The sequence below is a fragment of the Micromonospora sp. DT44 genome, assembly GCF_049841635.1.
In the GTDB taxonomy this organism is placed as follows: Bacteria; Actinomycetota; Actinomycetes; order Mycobacteriales; family Micromonosporaceae; genus Micromonospora.
In genome coordinates this window covers 80,266-95,904 of the sequence record NZ_JBNCKS010000004.1, presented here as the reverse complement: position 1 = coordinate 95,904, position 15,639 = coordinate 80,266, and the positions used below count along the sequence as shown (strand labels likewise).

Here is a 15,639-nt window from a genome sequence, read left to right as displayed (position 1 = left end):
GCCCCGGGACGCGGTCGACGCCCGTGCGACAGGCGTCGGCCTTCCCCCGGGACTCGTCCGACGCCCGTGCGGCAGGCGTCGACCGTGCCCCAGGACGCACCCGACGCCGGGGCATCTGCGACAGGCGACCTACAGCGGCACCGGCGCCAGCGGTGTGGCCTGCGGCGCGGTCAGCAACGGCGCGGGCAGCGGTTCGGTGTGCAGCACCGACAACCGGGACACCGCGCGGGTGAGCACCACGTACAGCCGGTGCAGCCCGCGCGGCTCGGCCGCGACGATCGCGGCCGGCTCGACCACCACCACGTGGTCGTACTCCAGGCCCTTGACCAGCGTCGCGGGCACCACCGTGACCCGCTGGGCGGCCGTGACGTCGTCGGCGGTCGCGCTGGCGACGCCGACGGCGGCCAGCGCCGCGCGCAGCCCGTCGACCGCGTCGTCCGCGGCGATCACGCCGACCGACCCGTCGTGCGCGAGCGCCGCGCGCACCTCGGCCACCGTGGCGGCGGTCAGGTCGGCCACGGTACGCACCTCCAGGCCGCCGTCGTGCCGCAGCGACTCCGCCGGGGGTACGTCCACCGCGAGCGCCGGCAGCAGCAGGTTGGCGAAGGCCACCACCGCCGCGGGCACCCGGAAACCGACCGTCAGCGGGACCACCACGGCGTCCGGCTTGCCCAGGTGTGTCAGGGACTCCCGCCAGTCGGTCGCCGCCCACGGCGCGGTGCCCTGCGCGAGGTCACCGAGGAGCGTGATCGAACCGTGCTCACTGCGCCGGGCGATCGCCCGACACTGCATGGGGGACAGGTCCTGCGCCTCGTCCACCACCACGTGCCCGAACCCGGAAGGTCGCTCCAACAGCCCGGCCGCCTCGTCGACGAGGACGGCGTCCGCGGCGGTCCAGCGGGTGGCCTTCGGGGTACGCGCCGGCTTCGCCCAGACCAGCAACTCCTGCTCGGCGTCGTTGAGCAGCCCGTCCGCGGCGGCGGCGAGGCGGCCCGGGTCGGCGAGCAGGCCGTGCACCAGCCCTTCCGGGGTGAGTGCCGGCCAGACCGCGTCCAGGAAGTCCACCACCGGCCGACACCGGCCCATCCGGCGCAGCCACGCGTCGCCGGGCGACTCGGCCCGCCGCGACTCGGCCTGCCGTTGCAGCAGACTCACCACCCGCGCCCGTACCCGCTCCCGACCGGTGCCGTACGGCAGCCCCTCCCCTCGGGTCTCCTCGACGATCCGGTGCAGCGGCTCCAGCCCGATCCGCCACCGGAACGAGCCGTCAGAGACGGTGATCGAGTCGGTCGGCGTACCGATCTGGGCCTGCACCGCCCTGCGCAGCACGGTCGCCATCCGCGCGTCGTGCTTCAGCGCGGCGGCGGCCGGCGTCTCCACCGCCCGTACCGGAACCCGCGAGATCAGCTCCTCCACGGTGGCCTGCTCGACCTCGACCTCGCCGAGGGCCGGCAGCACCGCCGCGATGTACGACAGGAACGCCCGGTTCGGCCCCACGATCAGCATGCCCGCCCGCCGCAACCGCTCCCGGTGCAGGTAGAGCAGGTACGCGGCCCGGTGCAGGCCGACGGCCGTCTTCCCGGTGCCCGGTGCCCCCTGCACGCAGATCGAGTCGGCCAGGTCGGCTCGGACCAGCTCGTCCTGCTCCGGTTGGATGGTGGCGACGATGTCGCGCATCGGCCCCACACGCGGTCGCTCGATTTCGGCCGTGAGGATCCGGCTGGCCGTACCCAGCTCCTCGCCCCGGTCCAGCCGCTCGTCCTCGAAGCTCGTCAGCACCCCGTTGCTGAACCCGAACCGCCGCCGCACCGCGACACCCTGCGGATCACGAGCACTGGCCCGGTAGAACGAGCGGGAGACCGGCGCCCGCCAGTCCAGCACCAGCGGCTCGCCAAGCTCGTCGGTGACATGTCGCCGCCCCACGTGGTACCGCCGACCAGCATGCTCGCTGCCGCTGCCGCTGCCGCTGCCGCTGCCGCTCGTGCTGCCGTTACTGGCGCTGGCGCTGCCGCTGCCGCTCGTGCTGCCGTTACTGGCGCTGCCACTGCCGCCTGGGCTGCCGGCACTCCTGCCTGCGCTGCTGCCGCTGCTGCCGTCGCCTGGGCTGCCGGCACCCCTGCTTGCGCCGCTGCCGCCGCTGCCGCCGCTGCTGCTTTCGCTTGGGCTGCCGGCACTCCTACTTGCGCTGGCGCGGGCCGGGTTGCTGGTGGTCGGGCTGTTGCTGGTTGCCTGCGTCAGGCCGGTTGCGGTGTCCTCGTCTGGTGCTTGTCCGCCGAATTCGAGGCGGCCGAAGAACAGCGGCGTGGTGGGATCGTCGGCCAGTTCGGCGACCCGGCGGGCGAGTGCGCGGCCGAGGGTCTCCGCCGCGTAGGAGTCGCCGGCGACCTGGTTACCGGTGGAGAAGAGGGCTTCGGCCCGCTCCCGCATCCGGCGCAGGGCCGCGCGGGAGTTGGCCAGGTGAGTGCGTTCGGACGCGAGATCCGTGTCGAGGTCAGGTGCGGGCATGCTGACGTCCCATCGTTCACATCTGCTGCTCGCTCGCGTTTCCGGGGACGGATGGCCGACCTCCCGGCGCGACGACGTCCGTTCCGGTGCAGCTCACCTCGGCCGTCAAGCGGGCTACAACCCTACGCCTTCCCGGCCGCCCCTTCCACCGAATTACCGAGCCAACCACCCGGACGAGTCGGCGCGTCGTGGGACGGTGTGACAGCAACGCCCGACCTCGCGCGACCTCGCCCGACCTCGCGCGACAGCGGGCTGCCTGCCGGGCCGAACTGCGAGCGGGAGCATCGCCTCGGTGTGGGTGCCGTGACGTGTGGCGGGATGAACCGCTTGCGCTCAGCAGCGCCGGTGGTAGAGGTTGCGGCGTGGGGCGCGCAGCGGGTCCAGCCAGGCAGGTGGGAGGAATTCGGGCTGGCCGTCCGACGCGATGCGGACGACCCAGTCGCCCTGGTGCAGGACCCGGTGATGATGCCCGCAGAGCAGGACCGCGTTGCCCAGGGTCGTGGCGCCGCCGTCGGCCCAGTGGCGCACATGGTGGCCGTCGCACCAACGGGGTGGCCGGTCGCAGCCGGGAAAGGCGCAGCCGCCGTCGCGTAGCACCAGCGCGCGCCGCAGCGGACCGGTGAAGAGCCGACGCTGCCGCCCGACGTCCAGAATCTGGCTGTTGCCGTTCAGGACCGCCGGCAGCACGGCGGCATCGCAGGCCAGGCGGCGGACCGCGCCCGGCGTGAGACGCACTCCGGTGTCCAGGGTGCCCGCGCCGAGCTCGTTGACCAGCGCGTCGAGCGGCATGGTGACGACCAGTTGCGGGCGGTCTCCACCGTTGTCGGGCAGGTGGCCGGTGCGCAGTGCCAGCCGGCAGATCTCGCCGAGTGCGTCGGCCCTGCGTTGGCCCGGGCTGCGGTCGTCGTGCTCGCCCGCCGGGGCGCAGAGCGGATCGACGGCCTCCCGCAGCAGGCTCGCGGTCTCGATGTCGAGGTTGCCGGTGAGGCGTACCTGCCCGTCCTTCGGCTCGGAGAGGGTGACGTGCCGGCGAGCCTCGGCCCGCTCGGCGGCCCGGTCGAGGGCCGCCAGCTCGGCCTCGTCGGCCAGGTCGGGCGCGACGTGCGCGAGGACGCGTTCACCGAGGCGACTCAGGGTGGTCGGATCGAAGCGGTCGGCCCAGGCGATCAGCAACTCGGTGGCCTTCTCTGCCACCTCCGGGCCGGCCTCGACGGGGAGGTCCGCGATCGTCTCCGCCACCACCTTGCCCTGCTCCACCGTGAGGCTGCCGTCGAGGAGGGCGGCGCGGACCGTCGGTGGCGCCGCGTCGATGGTGGCGGCGAGCTGGACCAACTGGCGGGCCGACCGCCCGGACAGCCGCAGCCGCTCCCGTAACCAGACGGCGGTGGACGAGGCGCCCTGGGCGACCGCGAGACCACGGCCGTCGAGCTCGCGCACGAGAGCGAGCTGGATGGTTGCCAGACGCTGCGCCAAGGCGTGCGACGCGTCCAGCGCCGCGAGCAGTTCGTCGTCGGAGAGGGCCCACGGCGCGGTGTCGGCGCAAGCGTCGACACCGTCACCCGCCTGCGCCAACGCCCTCAACATGAACCAACACTAGAACAGGTGTACGACAGTTTCCGTTGCGAAGGGCCCGGCCAGCGCCACCGTCTTCGGACTGCGGCTCAAGGGCGGGCGACGAGGCGCGCCCGCAGCCGGGTGGGTCGGGTGCGGGGTTGGCCACTCCGCGCCGGCCCGCCGGGCTGGATCCCGAGGCCGGGGATACGGTCGCGTCATGGTTGAGCGCGTCGCACGCCCGCGGGTCGGGCACATCCAGTTCCTGAACTGCCTGCCGATCTACTGGGGCCTGATGCGCTCGGGCAGCCTGCTCGACGTCGACCTGCACAAGGACTCCCCGGACCGGCTGAGCGCGGCGCTGGTGGCGGGCGACCTCGACATCGGTCCGATCACGCTGATGGAGTACCTGAAGCACACCGACGAGTTGCTCCTCCTGCCGGACCTGGCGGTCGGCAGCGACGGGCCGGTGCTCTCGGTCAACATGGTCTCCACCCGACCGCTCGCCGAGCTGGACGGTGCCCGCGTGGCGCTCGGCTCGACGTCGCGGACCGGGGTGATGCTGGCGCAGTTGCTGCTCACCGAGCGGTACGGGGTGCGGCCCGAGTACTTCCGCTGCCCTCCGGACCTGACCCAGATGCTGCTGGAGGCCGACGCCGGGGTCCTGATCGGGGACGTGGCGCTGCGGGCGTACTACGAGGCGCCGTTGCGGGGCCTCACCGTGACCGACCTGGGGCAGGCCTGGCGGGACTGGAGCGGGCTGCCGATGGTCTTCGCCGTCTGGGCCGTCCGCCGCGACTTCGCGGCCGCGCACCCGGGCCTGGTCAAGGAAGTGCACGAGGCGTTCCTGCGCTCGCGCGACCTCTGCCTCTCCGAGCTGGACCAGGTCGCCGAGGCGGCGGCGCGGTGGGAGGCGTTCGACGCCGCGACGCTGGCCACGTACTTCCGGGCCCTGGACTTCTCGCTCGGCGAGCGGCAGGTCTCCGGGCTGCGCGAGTTCGCCCGGCGGGTCGCCGCGCTCGGCGAGGTCCCGGCACTGCCCGCCGACGGTCCGGAGTTCTTCGCGGGCTGACCAGCCGGCGAGTCCGAGAGGACGCCGCCGCGCCGCGAAGCCGCCGCGCCGCGAAGCCGCCGCGCCGCGAAGCCGCCGCGCCGCGAAGCCGCCGCGCCGCGTCGCGAAGGACGCTGAGCGCCGCGAAATGGACGGAGCGCCGCTCTGCCAGGCAGAGCGGCGCTCGGATGCGGAAGGACAGCCGCCGTCAGGTGCCGGGGCGCAGCAGCGCCTCGGTGATCTTCTGGCAGTTCTTCATGCCGTACTCGTAGCCCATGTTGATCGGGTAGCGGACCATCACGCCCATCGTCCAGGTGTCGCCGATGGCCAGGCAGTTGATGTGCATCTCCTGCTCGGCGGTCCGGTCGATCCACCCGTTCTTGATGGCGATCTGCTTCTGCTGCGCGGGTGGGAACGCCTTGCGGATACCGAAGTCTCCAGCGCCCCGGACCAGCTTCATCTCGTTGAGCAGCCACTTGGTCCACTTCGGCCCGGCGGCGGTGCCGGTGGCGATGCAGTTGCCCAGCCGCGCGGTGTCGCGGGGGGAGAGCGCCGTACGGGACCAGCCCTTGTCCGGGGCGACGCTGCTGTCGGTCAGCTTGCACATGGAGAGCAGCCGCCGGATCGAGGCGTCCCGGCCGACCGAGTTGTAGAACTGCTCGGCCCGCGTGTTGTCGCTGTCCCGGATGATGCGGGTGGCGTCGGCGAGCTTCGCGTCGCTCGGTGTCTGGCCGGCCTCGGCGGCGCGGCGCAGGTAGTCGGCGACGATCCAGGACTTGATCAGCGAGGCGGTGGTGCTGGTCTCACCCATGTTCTTCGAACCGATGATCTTCCCGGTCCGGCGGTCGAGGACGCTCCAGGAGTACCAGCCCTCGATGTCGAGGTCGAGGTCCTTGGCCTGGAACGGCAGCGGCGTCAGCGAAGGGCTGGGGCTGGGGCTCGGCGGGGCCGGCTGGCGGGCGCTGCGGTCGGTGGCCGCGTTGGTGGACCGGTCGCTGGTCGTCGCCCCGGCGTCACCCCACTTGGCGGCGGCGGCCGACTCGAACGGCGACCCGGGCAGCAGGCGTAGCGAGACCAGCACCAGCCCGATGAGGATGACCGCGACGGCGATCAGGCGCAGCGGCGAGGTCTCGCCTCCACCGCGTCGATCGGCGCGCCGGTTGCCGGCCATCAGAGCTTCCCGACCGGCTGCTGCGGCACCTTGAGCGCGGCGCCGGGCTGCGGGGTGACCAGTTGGGTGGCGACGCTGGCGCAGACCTTCGCGCCGTAGTCCAGCCCTAGCTTGATCGAGTAGCGCAGCATCACCGCGAGACTCCACTTTCCGTTGACCGCGAGGCAGTTGACGTGCCAGTTTCCGTCGTAGGCAATCGGTGTCCAGCCGTTCTTCATGCTGACCGGGCCCTGAGCGGTGATCGACTTGGGTAGACCGTCGATGATCCCCCAGCGGCCGCCACCGGAACTGGCCTTCTGTTCGTCGGTGGTGCCGCGGACCTGGCTCATCTCGCTGAGCACCCACTTGGTCCACTTGGGGCCGGCGGCCTTGCCGTCGGCGATGCAGTCACCGAGCCGGGCCGCGTCGCGCGGGGACATCCGGGTGAAGCTCCACCAGCCCTCGAACTTGGGCACGTTGCCGCGCTTGGTGTCGGTCAGGCCGCAGATGCTGATCGCACGCTTGATCACGGGCCCCGGCTGTCCGCCGGGCGGAGTGGCATACGAGCCGCCGGCGGCCTTGTAGACCGCGTTGGCGGCATCGTCGTTGCTGTCCCGGATGGCGAGGCTGGCCGCCCGCTTCAGCGTGGCCGGCGGCTCCCTGTCCTTGAGCTGACGTAGGTAGTCGGAGACGATCCACGCCTTGATCATCGATTCGGTGGAGCTGGTCGCGCTCATGTTCGACGGTCCGGAGATCTTGCCGGTCGTCCGGTCGAGCAGCGCCCACGAGAAGAATTCGCCCTTGAATGCCACCGACACGCGGCCTGCGGCCAGCGTGGGAGGTGGTGGCGGGGCCGGCGCGGGCGCGGCGACGCTGTTGGTGGTGCCGCCACCACCGCCGCCTTCGCCGGCGTCGCTGGACAGTCGGGCGTACGCGGTGGGGACCAGTAGGACGCCACCGAGAATCACCGCCACGACGGCGAACACCATGGTCACGCGAGATCGCATGAGTTGGGTGAGCTCCAGATGTCAGGGCCGGGGGGACCGGCTTCGTTGTCCGGGGCGACCGGTGCGTGCGCCGAGGCCGGGGGAGGTGGCCTCTGTGGAGACGGCGTGGGGGCAGCCGATCGTGTGACCGGCAGAAGTCTACGTCCGGACGCGCCGATCGCCAGAGGTCGACACCAGGCAACGTGCGAAATCGGGAGAAAGTCCCGACACTTTGCGGCTTATGGGAGATTTGACCTCGTTTCCGTGAGCCACGTCATAAACGCCGATGTCGCGGTGGGTAGCGGAGATCTGCCCATCGGTGACGGAACGTCACTCGGGTTTCCTGTTACACCCCCTAGTGCATCCGGGTGCAAGCTGTAACACTTGTCCTCATGTATGGCAACGACTTCTCCGCACCCGGCGACGCACCGGACGCGCCCGGCGCGGGCCTGCTCGGCGAGGTCGAAGCGGCCGAGGCCGAGCTGCGCGCCGCCGCCGCTCGTGAACGGCGCGGCGGCCCGGCGCCGGACGAGGATCTGGCGGCCTACTTCACCGAGGTTGTCGACGCGGAGCAGAAGATCGAGCCGCGCGACTGGATGCCCGAGGCGTACCGGCGGACGCTGATCCGGCAGATCGCGCAGCACGCCCACTCCGAGATCATCGGCATGCAGCCCGAGGGCAACTGGATCAGTCGGGCGCCCTCGCTCAAGCGCAAGGCGATCCTGCTGGCCAAGGTCCAGGACGAGGCGGGCCACGGCCTCTACCTCTACGCCGCCGCCGAGACCCTCGGCATCAGCCGCGACGAACTGGTCCGGATGCTGCTAGATGGCAAGCAGAAGTACAGCTCGATCTTCAACTACCCCACCCTGACCTGGGCCGACGTGGGCGCGATCGGCTGGCTGGTGGACGGCGCGGCAATCGTCAACCAGGTGCCGCTGTGCCGGTGCTCCTACGGGCCGTACGCCCGAGCGATGATCCGGGTCTGCAAGGAGGAGTCGTTCCACCAGCGCCAGGGGTACGAGATCCTGCACACCCTCGCGCACGGCACCCCGGCGCAGAAGGCCATGGCCCAGGACGCGGTCGACCGCTGGTGGTACCCGTCGCTGGCCATGTTCGGTCCGCCGGACGGCGACTCCACTCACTCCGCCCAGTCGATGGCCTGGAAGATCAAGCGCTTCTCGAACGACGACCTGCGCCAACGTTTCGTCGACATGTGCGTCGGGCAGGCCGAGGTCCTCGGGCTCCGCATTCCTGACGACGACCTGCGCTGGAACGAGCAGCGGCGGGCGTACGACTACAGCCAGCCGGACTACGACGAGCTGATGCAGGTCATCAAGGGCAACGGGCCGTGCAACCGGGAGCGGATGGCGCACCGCCGGGCCGCCCACGCCGACGGCGCATGGGTACGCGAGGCCGCCGCGGCGTACGCCGCCAAGCGGGCCGACACGAGGGAGAAGGTGGCCGCGTGAGCAACGAACACTCGCCTCTGTGGGAGGTCTTCGTCCGGGCGCGGCGGGGTCTGTCGCACACCCACGTCGGCAGCCTGCACGCCCCGGACGCCGAGCTGGCCCTGCGCAACGCCCGTGACCTCTACACCCGCCGCCAGGAGGGCGTGTCGATCTGGGTGGTGCCGGCGGGCGCGATCACCGCGTCCAGCCCGGACGAGAAGGACGCCTTCTTCGACCCGGCGGCCGACAAGGTCTACCGCCACCCCACGTTCTACGAGGTCCCGGACGGGGTGGCGCACCTGTGAACGGGCCCTTCGCCTTCAGTCTCGGCCTGGGCGACGACGCGCTGGTCGCCGCGCAGCGGCTGGCCGAGTGGGCGACCCGCGCGCCGGAGATGGAAGAGGACATCGCGCTCGCCAACATCGCCCTCGACCAGCTCGGCGCGGCCCGGCTGCTGCTGTCGTACTCGGGTGAGCTGGAAGCCGCGGGTCGGGACGAGGACGCGCTCGCGTACCTGCGCGACGACCGCGAGTTCCACAACGTGCTCCTGGTCGAGCTGCCCAACGGCGACTTCGCGGTGACGATGGCGAAGCTGTTCTTCCTGGCGGCGTACCAGGTGCCGCTCTACACCGCGCTCGCCGGCTGCGCTGACGAGCGGCTGGCCGCGATCGGCGCGAAGGCGCGCAAGGAGTCCGCGTACCACCTGGACCACGGCGCGCTGTGGGTGAAGCGGCTCGGTGACGGCACCGAGGAGTCGCACCGCCGGATGCAGGAGGCCGTGGACCACGTCTGGCCGTACACCCATGAGCTTTTCGCGGCGGACCCGGCGGCGCCGGTCGATCCGGCGGGTCTGCGGCCGGCGTTCGACGAGGTCGTCGGTCCGGTGCTGGCCGAGGCTACGCTCACCCGTCCCGAGCGCGGCTGGGCGCCGACCGGCGGGCGGGCCGGTGTGCACACCGAGCACCTGTCCTACCTGCTGGCCGAGATGCAGGTGCTGCACCGTGCCCACCCGGGGGCGCAGTGGTGAGCGCGGGAGCGACCGCACAGCGGAGTCGGACCGACGCGTGGACGGCGGCGGCGAGCGTGGTGGACCCGGAGATCCGGGTGATCACCATCGACGAGCTGGGCATCCTCCGCGCGGTCGAGGAGGACCGGGTCACCGGTCGGGTCGTCGTCACCATCACCCCGACCTACACCGGCTGCCCCGCCATGGACGTGATTCGGGCCGACGTGCGCCGTGCCCTGGCGACGGCCGGTTACCCGGACGCGGACGTGCGAACGGTCTACAGCCCACCGTGGAGCACCGACTGGATCTCCGACACCGGGCGGGCAAAGCTCGCGTCTGCCGGGATCGCCCCGCCCGCCCCGGCGTCCGCCCCGGGCGTGGTGGCACTGACCCTCGCGGTCCGCTGCCCGCTCTGCGGCTCGCCGGAGACCGAGCAGGTCAGCCGGTTCGGCTCGACCGCCTGCAAGGCGTTGTGGCGCTGCCGCTCCTGCTCCGAACCCTTCGACCACCTGAAGGCGCTGTGACAGTCACCATCACCCGGCCGGTCCGTCGTCGGCCGGCCTTTCACCCACTGCCGGTCGCGGCCGTCGACCGGCTCACCGACGACTCCGTGGCGGTCACCTTCGCCGTACCCGAGGAGTTGCGGGAGACCTTCGCCTTCCAGGCGGGCCAGCACCTGACGGTGCGGCGGGTGACCGACGACGGCGAGGACGTGCGCCGGTCGTACTCCATCTGCTCCACCCCCGACGACCTGGCCCGGCGCGGCCGGCTGCGGATCGGGGTGCGGGAGGTTCCCGGCGGCGCCTTCTCGGCTTTCGCGTGCGGGGCGCTGCGCGGCGGCGACACGGTCGAGGTGCTGCCCCCGCTGGGCACTTTCACCACGGCGTTCGCGCCGGACCGGGTCCGCCACTACGGCGCGGTCGTCGCCGGCTCCGGCATCACGCCGGTGCTCGGGCTGGTCGCGACGGCCCTGGCCGTCGAGCCGGCCAGCACCTTCACCCTGGTGTACGGCAACCGCACGGCGAACACCGTGATGTTCGCCGAGGAGCTGGCCGACCTGAAGGACCGCTTCCCGTCCCGGCTGCACCTGGTGCACGTGCTGTCCCGGGAGCAGGGCGAGTCGCCGTTGCTGTCCGGACGGATCGACACCGAACGGTTGGGGCGCCTGCTGGGCACCATCGTCCCGGGCGAACTGATCGAGGAATGGTTCCTCTGCGGGCCGTACGGCATGGTGGTCGACGCTCGGGAGGTGCTGGCCGCGCGGGGTCTGCCGGAGTCGGCCGTGCACACCGAGCTGTTCCACGTCGACGCGCCGCCCGAGCCGGTGGCGCGTCCCACGGAGCAGCAGGGCGTCGGGACGGACGTCACCATCGTTTTGGACGGCCGCTCGTCGAGCTTCACCATGGGCCGGGAGCAGCGGGTGCTGGACGCCGCGTTGAAGGTGCGCGGCGAACTGCCGTACGCCTGCAAGGGCGGTGTCTGCTCGACCTGCAAGGCGAAGGTCGTCGACGGGTCGGTCACGATGGCCCGCAACTACGCCCTGGAGCCGGACGAGGTGGCTGCCGGCTATGTGCTGACCTGCCAGTCCAGCCCGACTACCGACAAGCTCACGGTCGACTACGACGCCTGACCCCCGGCAGCCCGACGGCAGTCGGCGGGGCGGACGTGGGCCGTCCAGTAGGTGAGGTCGGAGCGGTGTTCGACCAGCGCGACCCGCTCGCCGCACGCCTCCTCGATCACCTTGACCGCCTCATCGAGGTGTGCCGGGTAGTGGTCCCAGTCGGTGTCGCGGAACAGTTGCAGGCCCACCTCGCCGAGTGCCTCGGCCGCCTCGGGCGGCACCAGCACCACCGTTTAGCGGGCTGCCTCGCGCTCGGCCTCGGTGGGCGCTGGCTCCTCGTCGCGTCCGCGCCGCTTGAAGTGGGCGATCACCGACGGGATCGGCCCGGGTGAGTCGGTTGGATCGTACGGTCGCAGCCAGGCGGGCTGGTGGGTCCGGACAGGCATAGCTTCCTCCGGGGACGGTCATCAGCAACGTTGCGGGTGATGGTTGCGGGTTGTTGAGATCAAGTCAATACTCAACGCGACGAGTTCATGCCGTCACTGTGACGGCGTTATGGGAGTCGACCCGGAGGACCAGGATGCCCAAGGCCACTCAACCCACAGTCGTCGGTCGAGGTCTCGGCGGCGAGTTACGTGAGCTGCGGGAGGCGCGCAAGCTGCCGCTGCGTCGGGTGGCCAGCCGACTGGGCTGGCAGCCGTCCAAGCTGTCCCGGATGGAGACCGGCACCCAGGGCATCCAGGCCGCCGACGTCGCCTCGCTGCTGGTCATCTACGGCGTGACCGGGGACGAGCGCAAACGCCTGCTCGGGATGGCCGAGCGGTCGGCCGAGACCGGTTGGTGGGAGGCGATCGGTGGGCTGTCCGACGAGTCCCGGACGCTGATCCGGTTGGAGGCCGAGGCAACCAGCACCGTCAACTGGCAGCCGCTGCTGGTGCCCGGCCTGTTGCAGATCCCGGACTACACCCAGGCGTTGATGCGCAGCGGTGGCATTCCGGATGACGAGGCGCAGGGGCGGGTGGCGGCCCGGTTGGGCCGGCAGGCAATTCTCACCCGCGCCTCGCCGCCGACGCTGCACGCTCTGCTCGACGAGACGGTGTTGCGCCGGGTGCTCGGCGGCCCCCGGGTGATGGCCCGTCAGCTTCGGCATCTGATCGATGCCGCAGAACGGCCGAACGTCGCCTTGCAGGTGGTGCCGCTGGCGGTCGGCGGACACACCGGGCTGGACGGGTCGTTCGCGCTCTTCGACTTTCCCCGCAACCGATCGGTGGTCTACCTGGACCACAAGGTGGCCGGGCTGTTCCTGGAGGAGCCGCCGCAGGTGGCGCACTTCCGGCGGGAGGCCGATAGGCTGGCCGAGGTGGCGCTGAGCCCCGTCGATTCGGTGGAGTTCGTTGCGCGGGTCGCAACGGAGCACGAGCGAGAGTGAGCCTTCGATGATCACTCCAGAGCTGTCCGGCGCGACCTGGCGCAAGTCCAGCCGCAGTGGCACCAACGCCGACTGCGTCGAGGTCGCCGAGTTGACCCAGGTGATCGCCGTACGCGACTCGAAGGACCAGGCTGGTCCGGTCCTGGCCTTCGAGCGTGCAGCTTGGGCCCGATTCGTTTGTCGCATGCCGTCGGAGCGCTAACCCGGGTGACCCGTCACGGCAGGAGAGGCTGAGGGTGGGCGTGAGAGACGGAATTGGTCAATTCCTTGTCCGGAAGCTCCGGACAGAGGTAGCCTGCAACTGCCAGGGGCAGTAGCTCTTTGGAAGTGGACCCGGCAGCCTTCCGGACGGTGGGTGAGCCGGGTTTCGCGTCTCCCGGTCCTGGTCAAACCTGCCGCGCCTCCCTGACGACGCGCTGCACGGACGTCTTCCATCGTCCGCCCTTGGCCCAGCACCAGGCCAGTGCGTCGGGAATGGCCAGCAGGCACTCCTCGTGGGCTCTCAGTTGGTCGTAACGCAGGTTGTTGGACGTTCCCGACTTCCTCACCTGCTCGAAGAGCAGACGCCGGTCGGCTTGGAATGTCAAATCATCGCGCTCCAGGACGAGACGTGCCGCGCTGATCTTCGCTGCGTGCTGCACGAGCTCGACGAGGCAGGCTTCGCGGGCCGCCCTTGGATCGTGGTGTCTCTTCGCGTCGAACATAACCGCGTGGGCGGACAGTTTGACGACGGCAGCGATTATTTGCCGGCGCCGGTCGTCCTTCTCCTTGTGGAAGTGGATGCGGCGCTGGCCGGGCAGGATCAGATCGCGAATGGTCCGGCGGGCAGCGGTCAGGTCCGCCGGGAGCACGACCACAGCCGCGACGAGAAGCCCTCGCTCCTTTGTCTCGTCCACGAAGACGTGCGCATTCATGGCGCGTGCACCCTTCCTGTGGTGGTCGCTGACCCTGACCTACGCGTTGAGGATGTCTCGGATCCGATCCAGTCTCTGCTGAGGTGTCAGCGTTGCCGGGTTTTTGGTGCCGATGGCGTCGAGTTCTGCGCGTACATCGCAGTCGTCGGGCTGAAGCACGGCATCGATCACTCGCGCCCGCGACCCGCCATCCCGAACGTAAATCCAGACCGTCTGCCACTGGCGCGGCTCGGTGTTGAGTTCGGCAGTGAGTCGCTCTGGAGGGAAGAAGCCGAGGCCAGTAGCTCTGAGCGTCTCAGCGATCTCCGCGAGGACCCAGCGGCCGAGTTTTCGGTAGCCCAACTCGTCCCGTAACTCGCCCAGAGTTGCTTGCGTTAGTCCGCCGTCGGCTCGACAGCGGGCAGCGATGCCCGGAGCGGTGTCCGTGTCGCTCATATCGCGCCCCCTCGACCTCGGCAATATCTTCGAGGTTGAAACATAAGAAGTCAATGGTCTCTCAACATCATATATTGATCTTGAAGATATGTTGGAACTCTGTTGGGGGTCACATCAGTGTCCCCAGATCCGCGAGACGAGTTGACGCCGACGTAGGCTCGGGGTTGTGACGGTGAGCCGGGAGATCGACGACATCCTGCAGCGTGGCGCGGACGGCGGGCGGATCACGCCCGAGGATGCCCTGCTGCTCTACACCGAGGCGCCCTTCCACGCGTTGGGCGAGGCGGCGGACGCGGTGCGCCGGCGGCGCTATGCGGACAACGTCGTCACCTACCTGATCGATCGCAACATCAACTACACGAACGTCTGCGTGACGGCGTGCAAGTTCTGCGCGTTCTACCGCGCGCCGAAGCACGCCGAGGGGTGGACGCACCCGACGGAGGAGATCCTGCGTCGCTGCGGCGAGGCGGTCGAGCTGGGCGCGACCCAGGTGATGCTCCAGGGCGGGCACCACCCGGACTACGGCGTGGAGTACTACGAGGAGCTGTTCTCCTCGGTCAAGCAGGCGTACCCGCAGCTGGTCATCCACTCGATCGGGCCGAGCGAGATCCTGCACATGGCGAAGGTCTCCGGGGTGAGCCTGGACGAGGCCATCGCCCGGATCAAGACCGCCGGTCTGGACTCGATCGCCGGCGCCGGCGCGGAGATGCTGCCGGAGCGTCCGCGTAAGGCCATCGCGCCCCTCAAGGAGTCGGGTGAGCGCTGGCTGGAGGTCATGGAGTTGGCCCACCGGCAGGGCATCGAGTCGACCGCCACCATGATGATGGGCACCGGCGAGACGCACGCCGAGCGGATCGAGCACCTGCGGATGATCCGCGACGTGCAGGACCGTACGGGCGGGTTCCGGTCGTTCATCCCGTGGACGTACCAGCCGGAGAACAACCACCTCAAGGGCCGTACGCAGGCGACCACGCTCGAATACCTGCGCCTCGTCGCGGTGGCCCGGCTCTTCTTCGAGACCGTGCCGCACCTTCAGGCGTCCTGGCTGACCACCGGCAAGGACATCGGGCAGCTCGCGTTGCACATGGGCGTGGACGACCTCGGCTCGATCATGCTGGAGGAGAACGTGATCTCCTCGGCCGGCGCCCGGCACCGCTCCAACCTGCACGAGCTGATCGGCATGATCCGCTCCGCCGACCGGATCCCGGCCCAGCGCGACACCCTCTACAACCGGCTGGCGGTGCACCACACGCCGGCCGACGACCCGACCGACGAGCGGGTGGTCTCGCACTTCTCCTCGATCGCGCTGCCGGGCGGCGGCGCGGGCCGGTCGCTGCCGCTCGTCGAGGTCAACTGAGGTACGTCGCGGCCGACCGTTCGGCTGACCGGGGATCCTGCTTCCGCCTGCGTCCACTCGGCGGTACGGGTTCTCCCGGTGGGCTCGCCGGCGCATAGCCCGGTGTGGGTCTGGTGGAGATGATCGCCGACGGATAACGTGCGGCCGTCTGCCTGAGGCGCGTCCTCCATCGGCCCATGAGGGTCGTTCACATAACGCACGGCGGTACGGGCGGGATGGGTGACCATCCCGCCCGATCCGTGTGGC

At 70.7% G+C, this 15,639-nt stretch carries 16 protein-coding genes; 9 read left to right on the top strand and 7 right to left on the bottom strand.

Going from position 1 to position 15,639, the window contains the following annotated elements; all coding sequences use genetic code 11:
* Window positions 1–129: 129 nt before the first annotated feature.
* Together ACLQ25_RS03860 and ACLQ25_RS03855 are read right to left on the bottom strand one after the other, a co-directional pair.
* Window positions 130–2,427, bottom strand: coding sequence for a HelD family protein (locus ACLQ25_RS03860; protein ID WP_425729220.1), 2,298 nt, complete (start codon window positions 2,425–2,427; stop codon window positions 130–132).
* A 411-nt stretch (window positions 2,428–2,838) separates the two neighbouring features.
* The gene (locus tag ACLQ25_RS03855) at window positions 2,839–4,089 is read right to left on the bottom strand and encodes a DUF222 domain-containing protein (protein WP_425729090.1); all 1,251 of its coding nucleotides are present in this window, start codon (window positions 4,087–4,089) and stop codon (window positions 2,839–2,841) included.
* Between the two features lie 187 nt (window positions 4,090–4,276).
* On the opposite strand from ACLQ25_RS03855, the gene ACLQ25_RS03850 reads away from it, so the two are divergent.
* Window positions 4,277–5,128, top strand: coding sequence for a menaquinone biosynthetic enzyme MqnA/MqnD family protein (locus ACLQ25_RS03850; RefSeq protein WP_425729088.1), 852 nt, complete (start codon window positions 4,277–4,279; stop codon window positions 5,126–5,128).
* 187 nt (window positions 5,129–5,315) lie between these two features.
* On the opposite strand, the gene ACLQ25_RS03845 is transcribed toward ACLQ25_RS03850, so the two are convergent.
* Both ACLQ25_RS03845 and ACLQ25_RS03840 read right to left on the bottom strand, forming a co-directional pair.
* The gene (locus tag ACLQ25_RS03845; RefSeq protein WP_425729086.1) at window positions 5,316–6,278 is read right to left on the bottom strand and encodes a hypothetical protein; all 963 of its coding nucleotides are present in this window, start codon (window positions 6,276–6,278) and stop codon (window positions 5,316–5,318) included.
* On the bottom strand, window positions 6,278–7,264 hold the full coding sequence (locus ACLQ25_RS03840) for a hypothetical protein (RefSeq protein WP_425729084.1): 987 nt from the start codon (window positions 7,262–7,264) through the stop codon (window positions 6,278–6,280). The genes ACLQ25_RS03845 and ACLQ25_RS03840 overlap by 1 nt, the downstream gene beginning before the upstream one ends.
* Window positions 7,265–7,635: 371 nt before the next feature.
* On the opposite strand from ACLQ25_RS03840, the gene paaA reads away from it, so the two are divergent.
* Genes paaA through paaE form a run of 5 tightly spaced genes read left to right on the top strand, consistent with a single transcriptional unit; the run spans window position 7,636 to window position 11,327 of the window.
* The gene (gene paaA / locus ACLQ25_RS03835; protein WP_425729082.1) at window positions 7,636–8,712 is read left to right on the top strand and encodes a 1,2-phenylacetyl-CoA epoxidase subunit PaaA; all 1,077 of its coding nucleotides are present in this window, start codon (window positions 7,636–7,638) and stop codon (window positions 8,710–8,712) included.
* Complete coding sequence (gene paaB / locus ACLQ25_RS03830; RefSeq protein ID WP_266248073.1) at window positions 8,709–8,996, top strand: 1,2-phenylacetyl-CoA epoxidase subunit PaaB; 288 nt, start codon at window positions 8,709–8,711, stop codon at window positions 8,994–8,996. Before paaA ends, paaB begins: the two co-directional genes overlap by 4 nt.
* Window positions 8,993–9,718, top strand: coding sequence for a 1,2-phenylacetyl-CoA epoxidase subunit PaaC (gene paaC / locus ACLQ25_RS03825; RefSeq protein WP_425729079.1), 726 nt, complete (start codon window positions 8,993–8,995; stop codon window positions 9,716–9,718). Before paaB ends, paaC begins: the two co-directional genes overlap by 4 nt.
* Window positions 9,715–10,221 (top strand): 1,2-phenylacetyl-CoA epoxidase subunit PaaD, encoded by a 507-nt coding sequence (paaD, locus tag ACLQ25_RS03820; protein ID WP_425729077.1) that lies wholly within the window; start codon window positions 9,715–9,717, stop codon window positions 10,219–10,221. Before paaC ends, paaD begins: the two co-directional genes overlap by 4 nt.
* Entirely contained in the window at window positions 10,218–11,327 is a 1,110-nt protein-coding gene (gene paaE / locus ACLQ25_RS03815) for a 1,2-phenylacetyl-CoA epoxidase subunit PaaE (protein WP_425729075.1), read from the top strand. Before paaD ends, paaE begins: the two co-directional genes overlap by 4 nt.
* Here paaE and ACLQ25_RS03810 read toward each other — a convergent pair.
* Window positions 11,315–11,539, bottom strand: a complete 225-nt coding sequence (locus ACLQ25_RS03810) for a hypothetical protein (RefSeq protein WP_425729073.1) — start codon at window positions 11,537–11,539, stop codon at window positions 11,315–11,317. The two genes, paaE and ACLQ25_RS03810, sit on opposite strands and share 13 nt — an antisense overlap.
* Window positions 11,540–11,838: 299 nt before the next feature.
* Between ACLQ25_RS03810 and ACLQ25_RS03805 the strand changes: the two genes are divergently transcribed.
* Both ACLQ25_RS03805 and ACLQ25_RS03800 read left to right on the top strand, forming a co-directional pair.
* Window positions 11,839–12,687, top strand: a complete 849-nt coding sequence (locus ACLQ25_RS03805; RefSeq protein ID WP_425729071.1) for a helix-turn-helix domain-containing protein — start codon at window positions 11,839–11,841, stop codon at window positions 12,685–12,687.
* A 7-nt stretch (window positions 12,688–12,694) separates the two neighbouring features.
* Window positions 12,695–12,889 (top strand): DUF397 domain-containing protein, encoded by a 195-nt coding sequence (locus ACLQ25_RS03800; protein WP_425729069.1) that lies wholly within the window; start codon window positions 12,695–12,697, stop codon window positions 12,887–12,889.
* Window positions 12,890–13,073: 184 nt separating this feature from the next.
* Here the strand turns inward: ACLQ25_RS03800 and ACLQ25_RS03795 are convergent, their stop codons facing one another.
* A complete protein-coding gene (locus ACLQ25_RS03795) occupies window positions 13,074–13,601 on the bottom strand; it encodes a hypothetical protein (RefSeq protein WP_425729067.1) in 528 nt (175 codons plus the stop codon).
* A 39-nt stretch (window positions 13,602–13,640) separates the two neighbouring features.
* Entirely contained in the window at window positions 13,641–14,036 is a 396-nt protein-coding gene (locus ACLQ25_RS03790) for a hypothetical protein (protein WP_421474105.1), read from the bottom strand.
* A 166-nt stretch (window positions 14,037–14,202) separates the two neighbouring features.
* On the opposite strand from ACLQ25_RS03790, the gene mqnC reads away from it, so the two are divergent.
* The gene (gene mqnC, locus ACLQ25_RS03785; protein ID WP_425729064.1) at window positions 14,203–15,393 is read left to right on the top strand and encodes a cyclic dehypoxanthinyl futalosine synthase; all 1,191 of its coding nucleotides are present in this window, start codon (window positions 14,203–14,205) and stop codon (window positions 15,391–15,393) included.
* Window positions 15,394–15,639: the final 246 nt, after the last annotated feature.

What these genes read in the sequence shown, in the direction of transcription:
- ACLQ25_RS03860 (WP_425729220.1), bottom strand. Translation starts at nt 2,427, where the DNA reads ATGCGGGAGCGGGCCGAAGCCCTCTTCTCCACCGGTAACCAGGTCGCC.
- ACLQ25_RS03855 (WP_425729090.1), bottom strand. Translation starts at nt 4,089, where the DNA reads ATGTTGAGGGCGTTGGCGCAGGCGGGTGACGGTGTCGACGCTTGCGCC.
- ACLQ25_RS03850 (WP_425729088.1), top strand. Translation starts at nt 4,277, where the DNA reads ATGGTTGAGCGCGTCGCACGCCCGCGGGTCGGGCACATCCAGTTCCTG.
- ACLQ25_RS03845 (WP_425729086.1), bottom strand. Translation starts at nt 6,278, where the DNA reads ATGGCCGGCAACCGGCGCGCCGATCGACGCGGTGGAGGCGAGACCTCG.
- ACLQ25_RS03840 (WP_425729084.1), bottom strand. Translation starts at nt 7,264, where the DNA reads ATGCGATCTCGCGTGACCATGGTGTTCGCCGTCGTGGCGGTGATTCTC.
- paaA (WP_425729082.1), top strand. Translation starts at nt 7,636, where the DNA reads ATGTATGGCAACGACTTCTCCGCACCCGGCGACGCACCGGACGCGCCC.
- ACLQ25_RS03805 (WP_425729071.1), top strand. Translation starts at nt 11,839, where the DNA reads ATGCCCAAGGCCACTCAACCCACAGTCGTCGGTCGAGGTCTCGGCGGC.
- ACLQ25_RS03800 (WP_425729069.1), top strand. Translation starts at nt 12,695, where the DNA reads ATGATCACTCCAGAGCTGTCCGGCGCGACCTGGCGCAAGTCCAGCCGC.
- ACLQ25_RS03795 (WP_425729067.1), bottom strand. Translation starts at nt 13,601, where the DNA reads ATGAATGCGCACGTCTTCGTGGACGAGACAAAGGAGCGAGGGCTTCTC.
- ACLQ25_RS03790 (WP_421474105.1), bottom strand. Translation starts at nt 14,036, where the DNA reads ATGAGCGACACGGACACCGCTCCGGGCATCGCTGCCCGCTGTCGAGCC.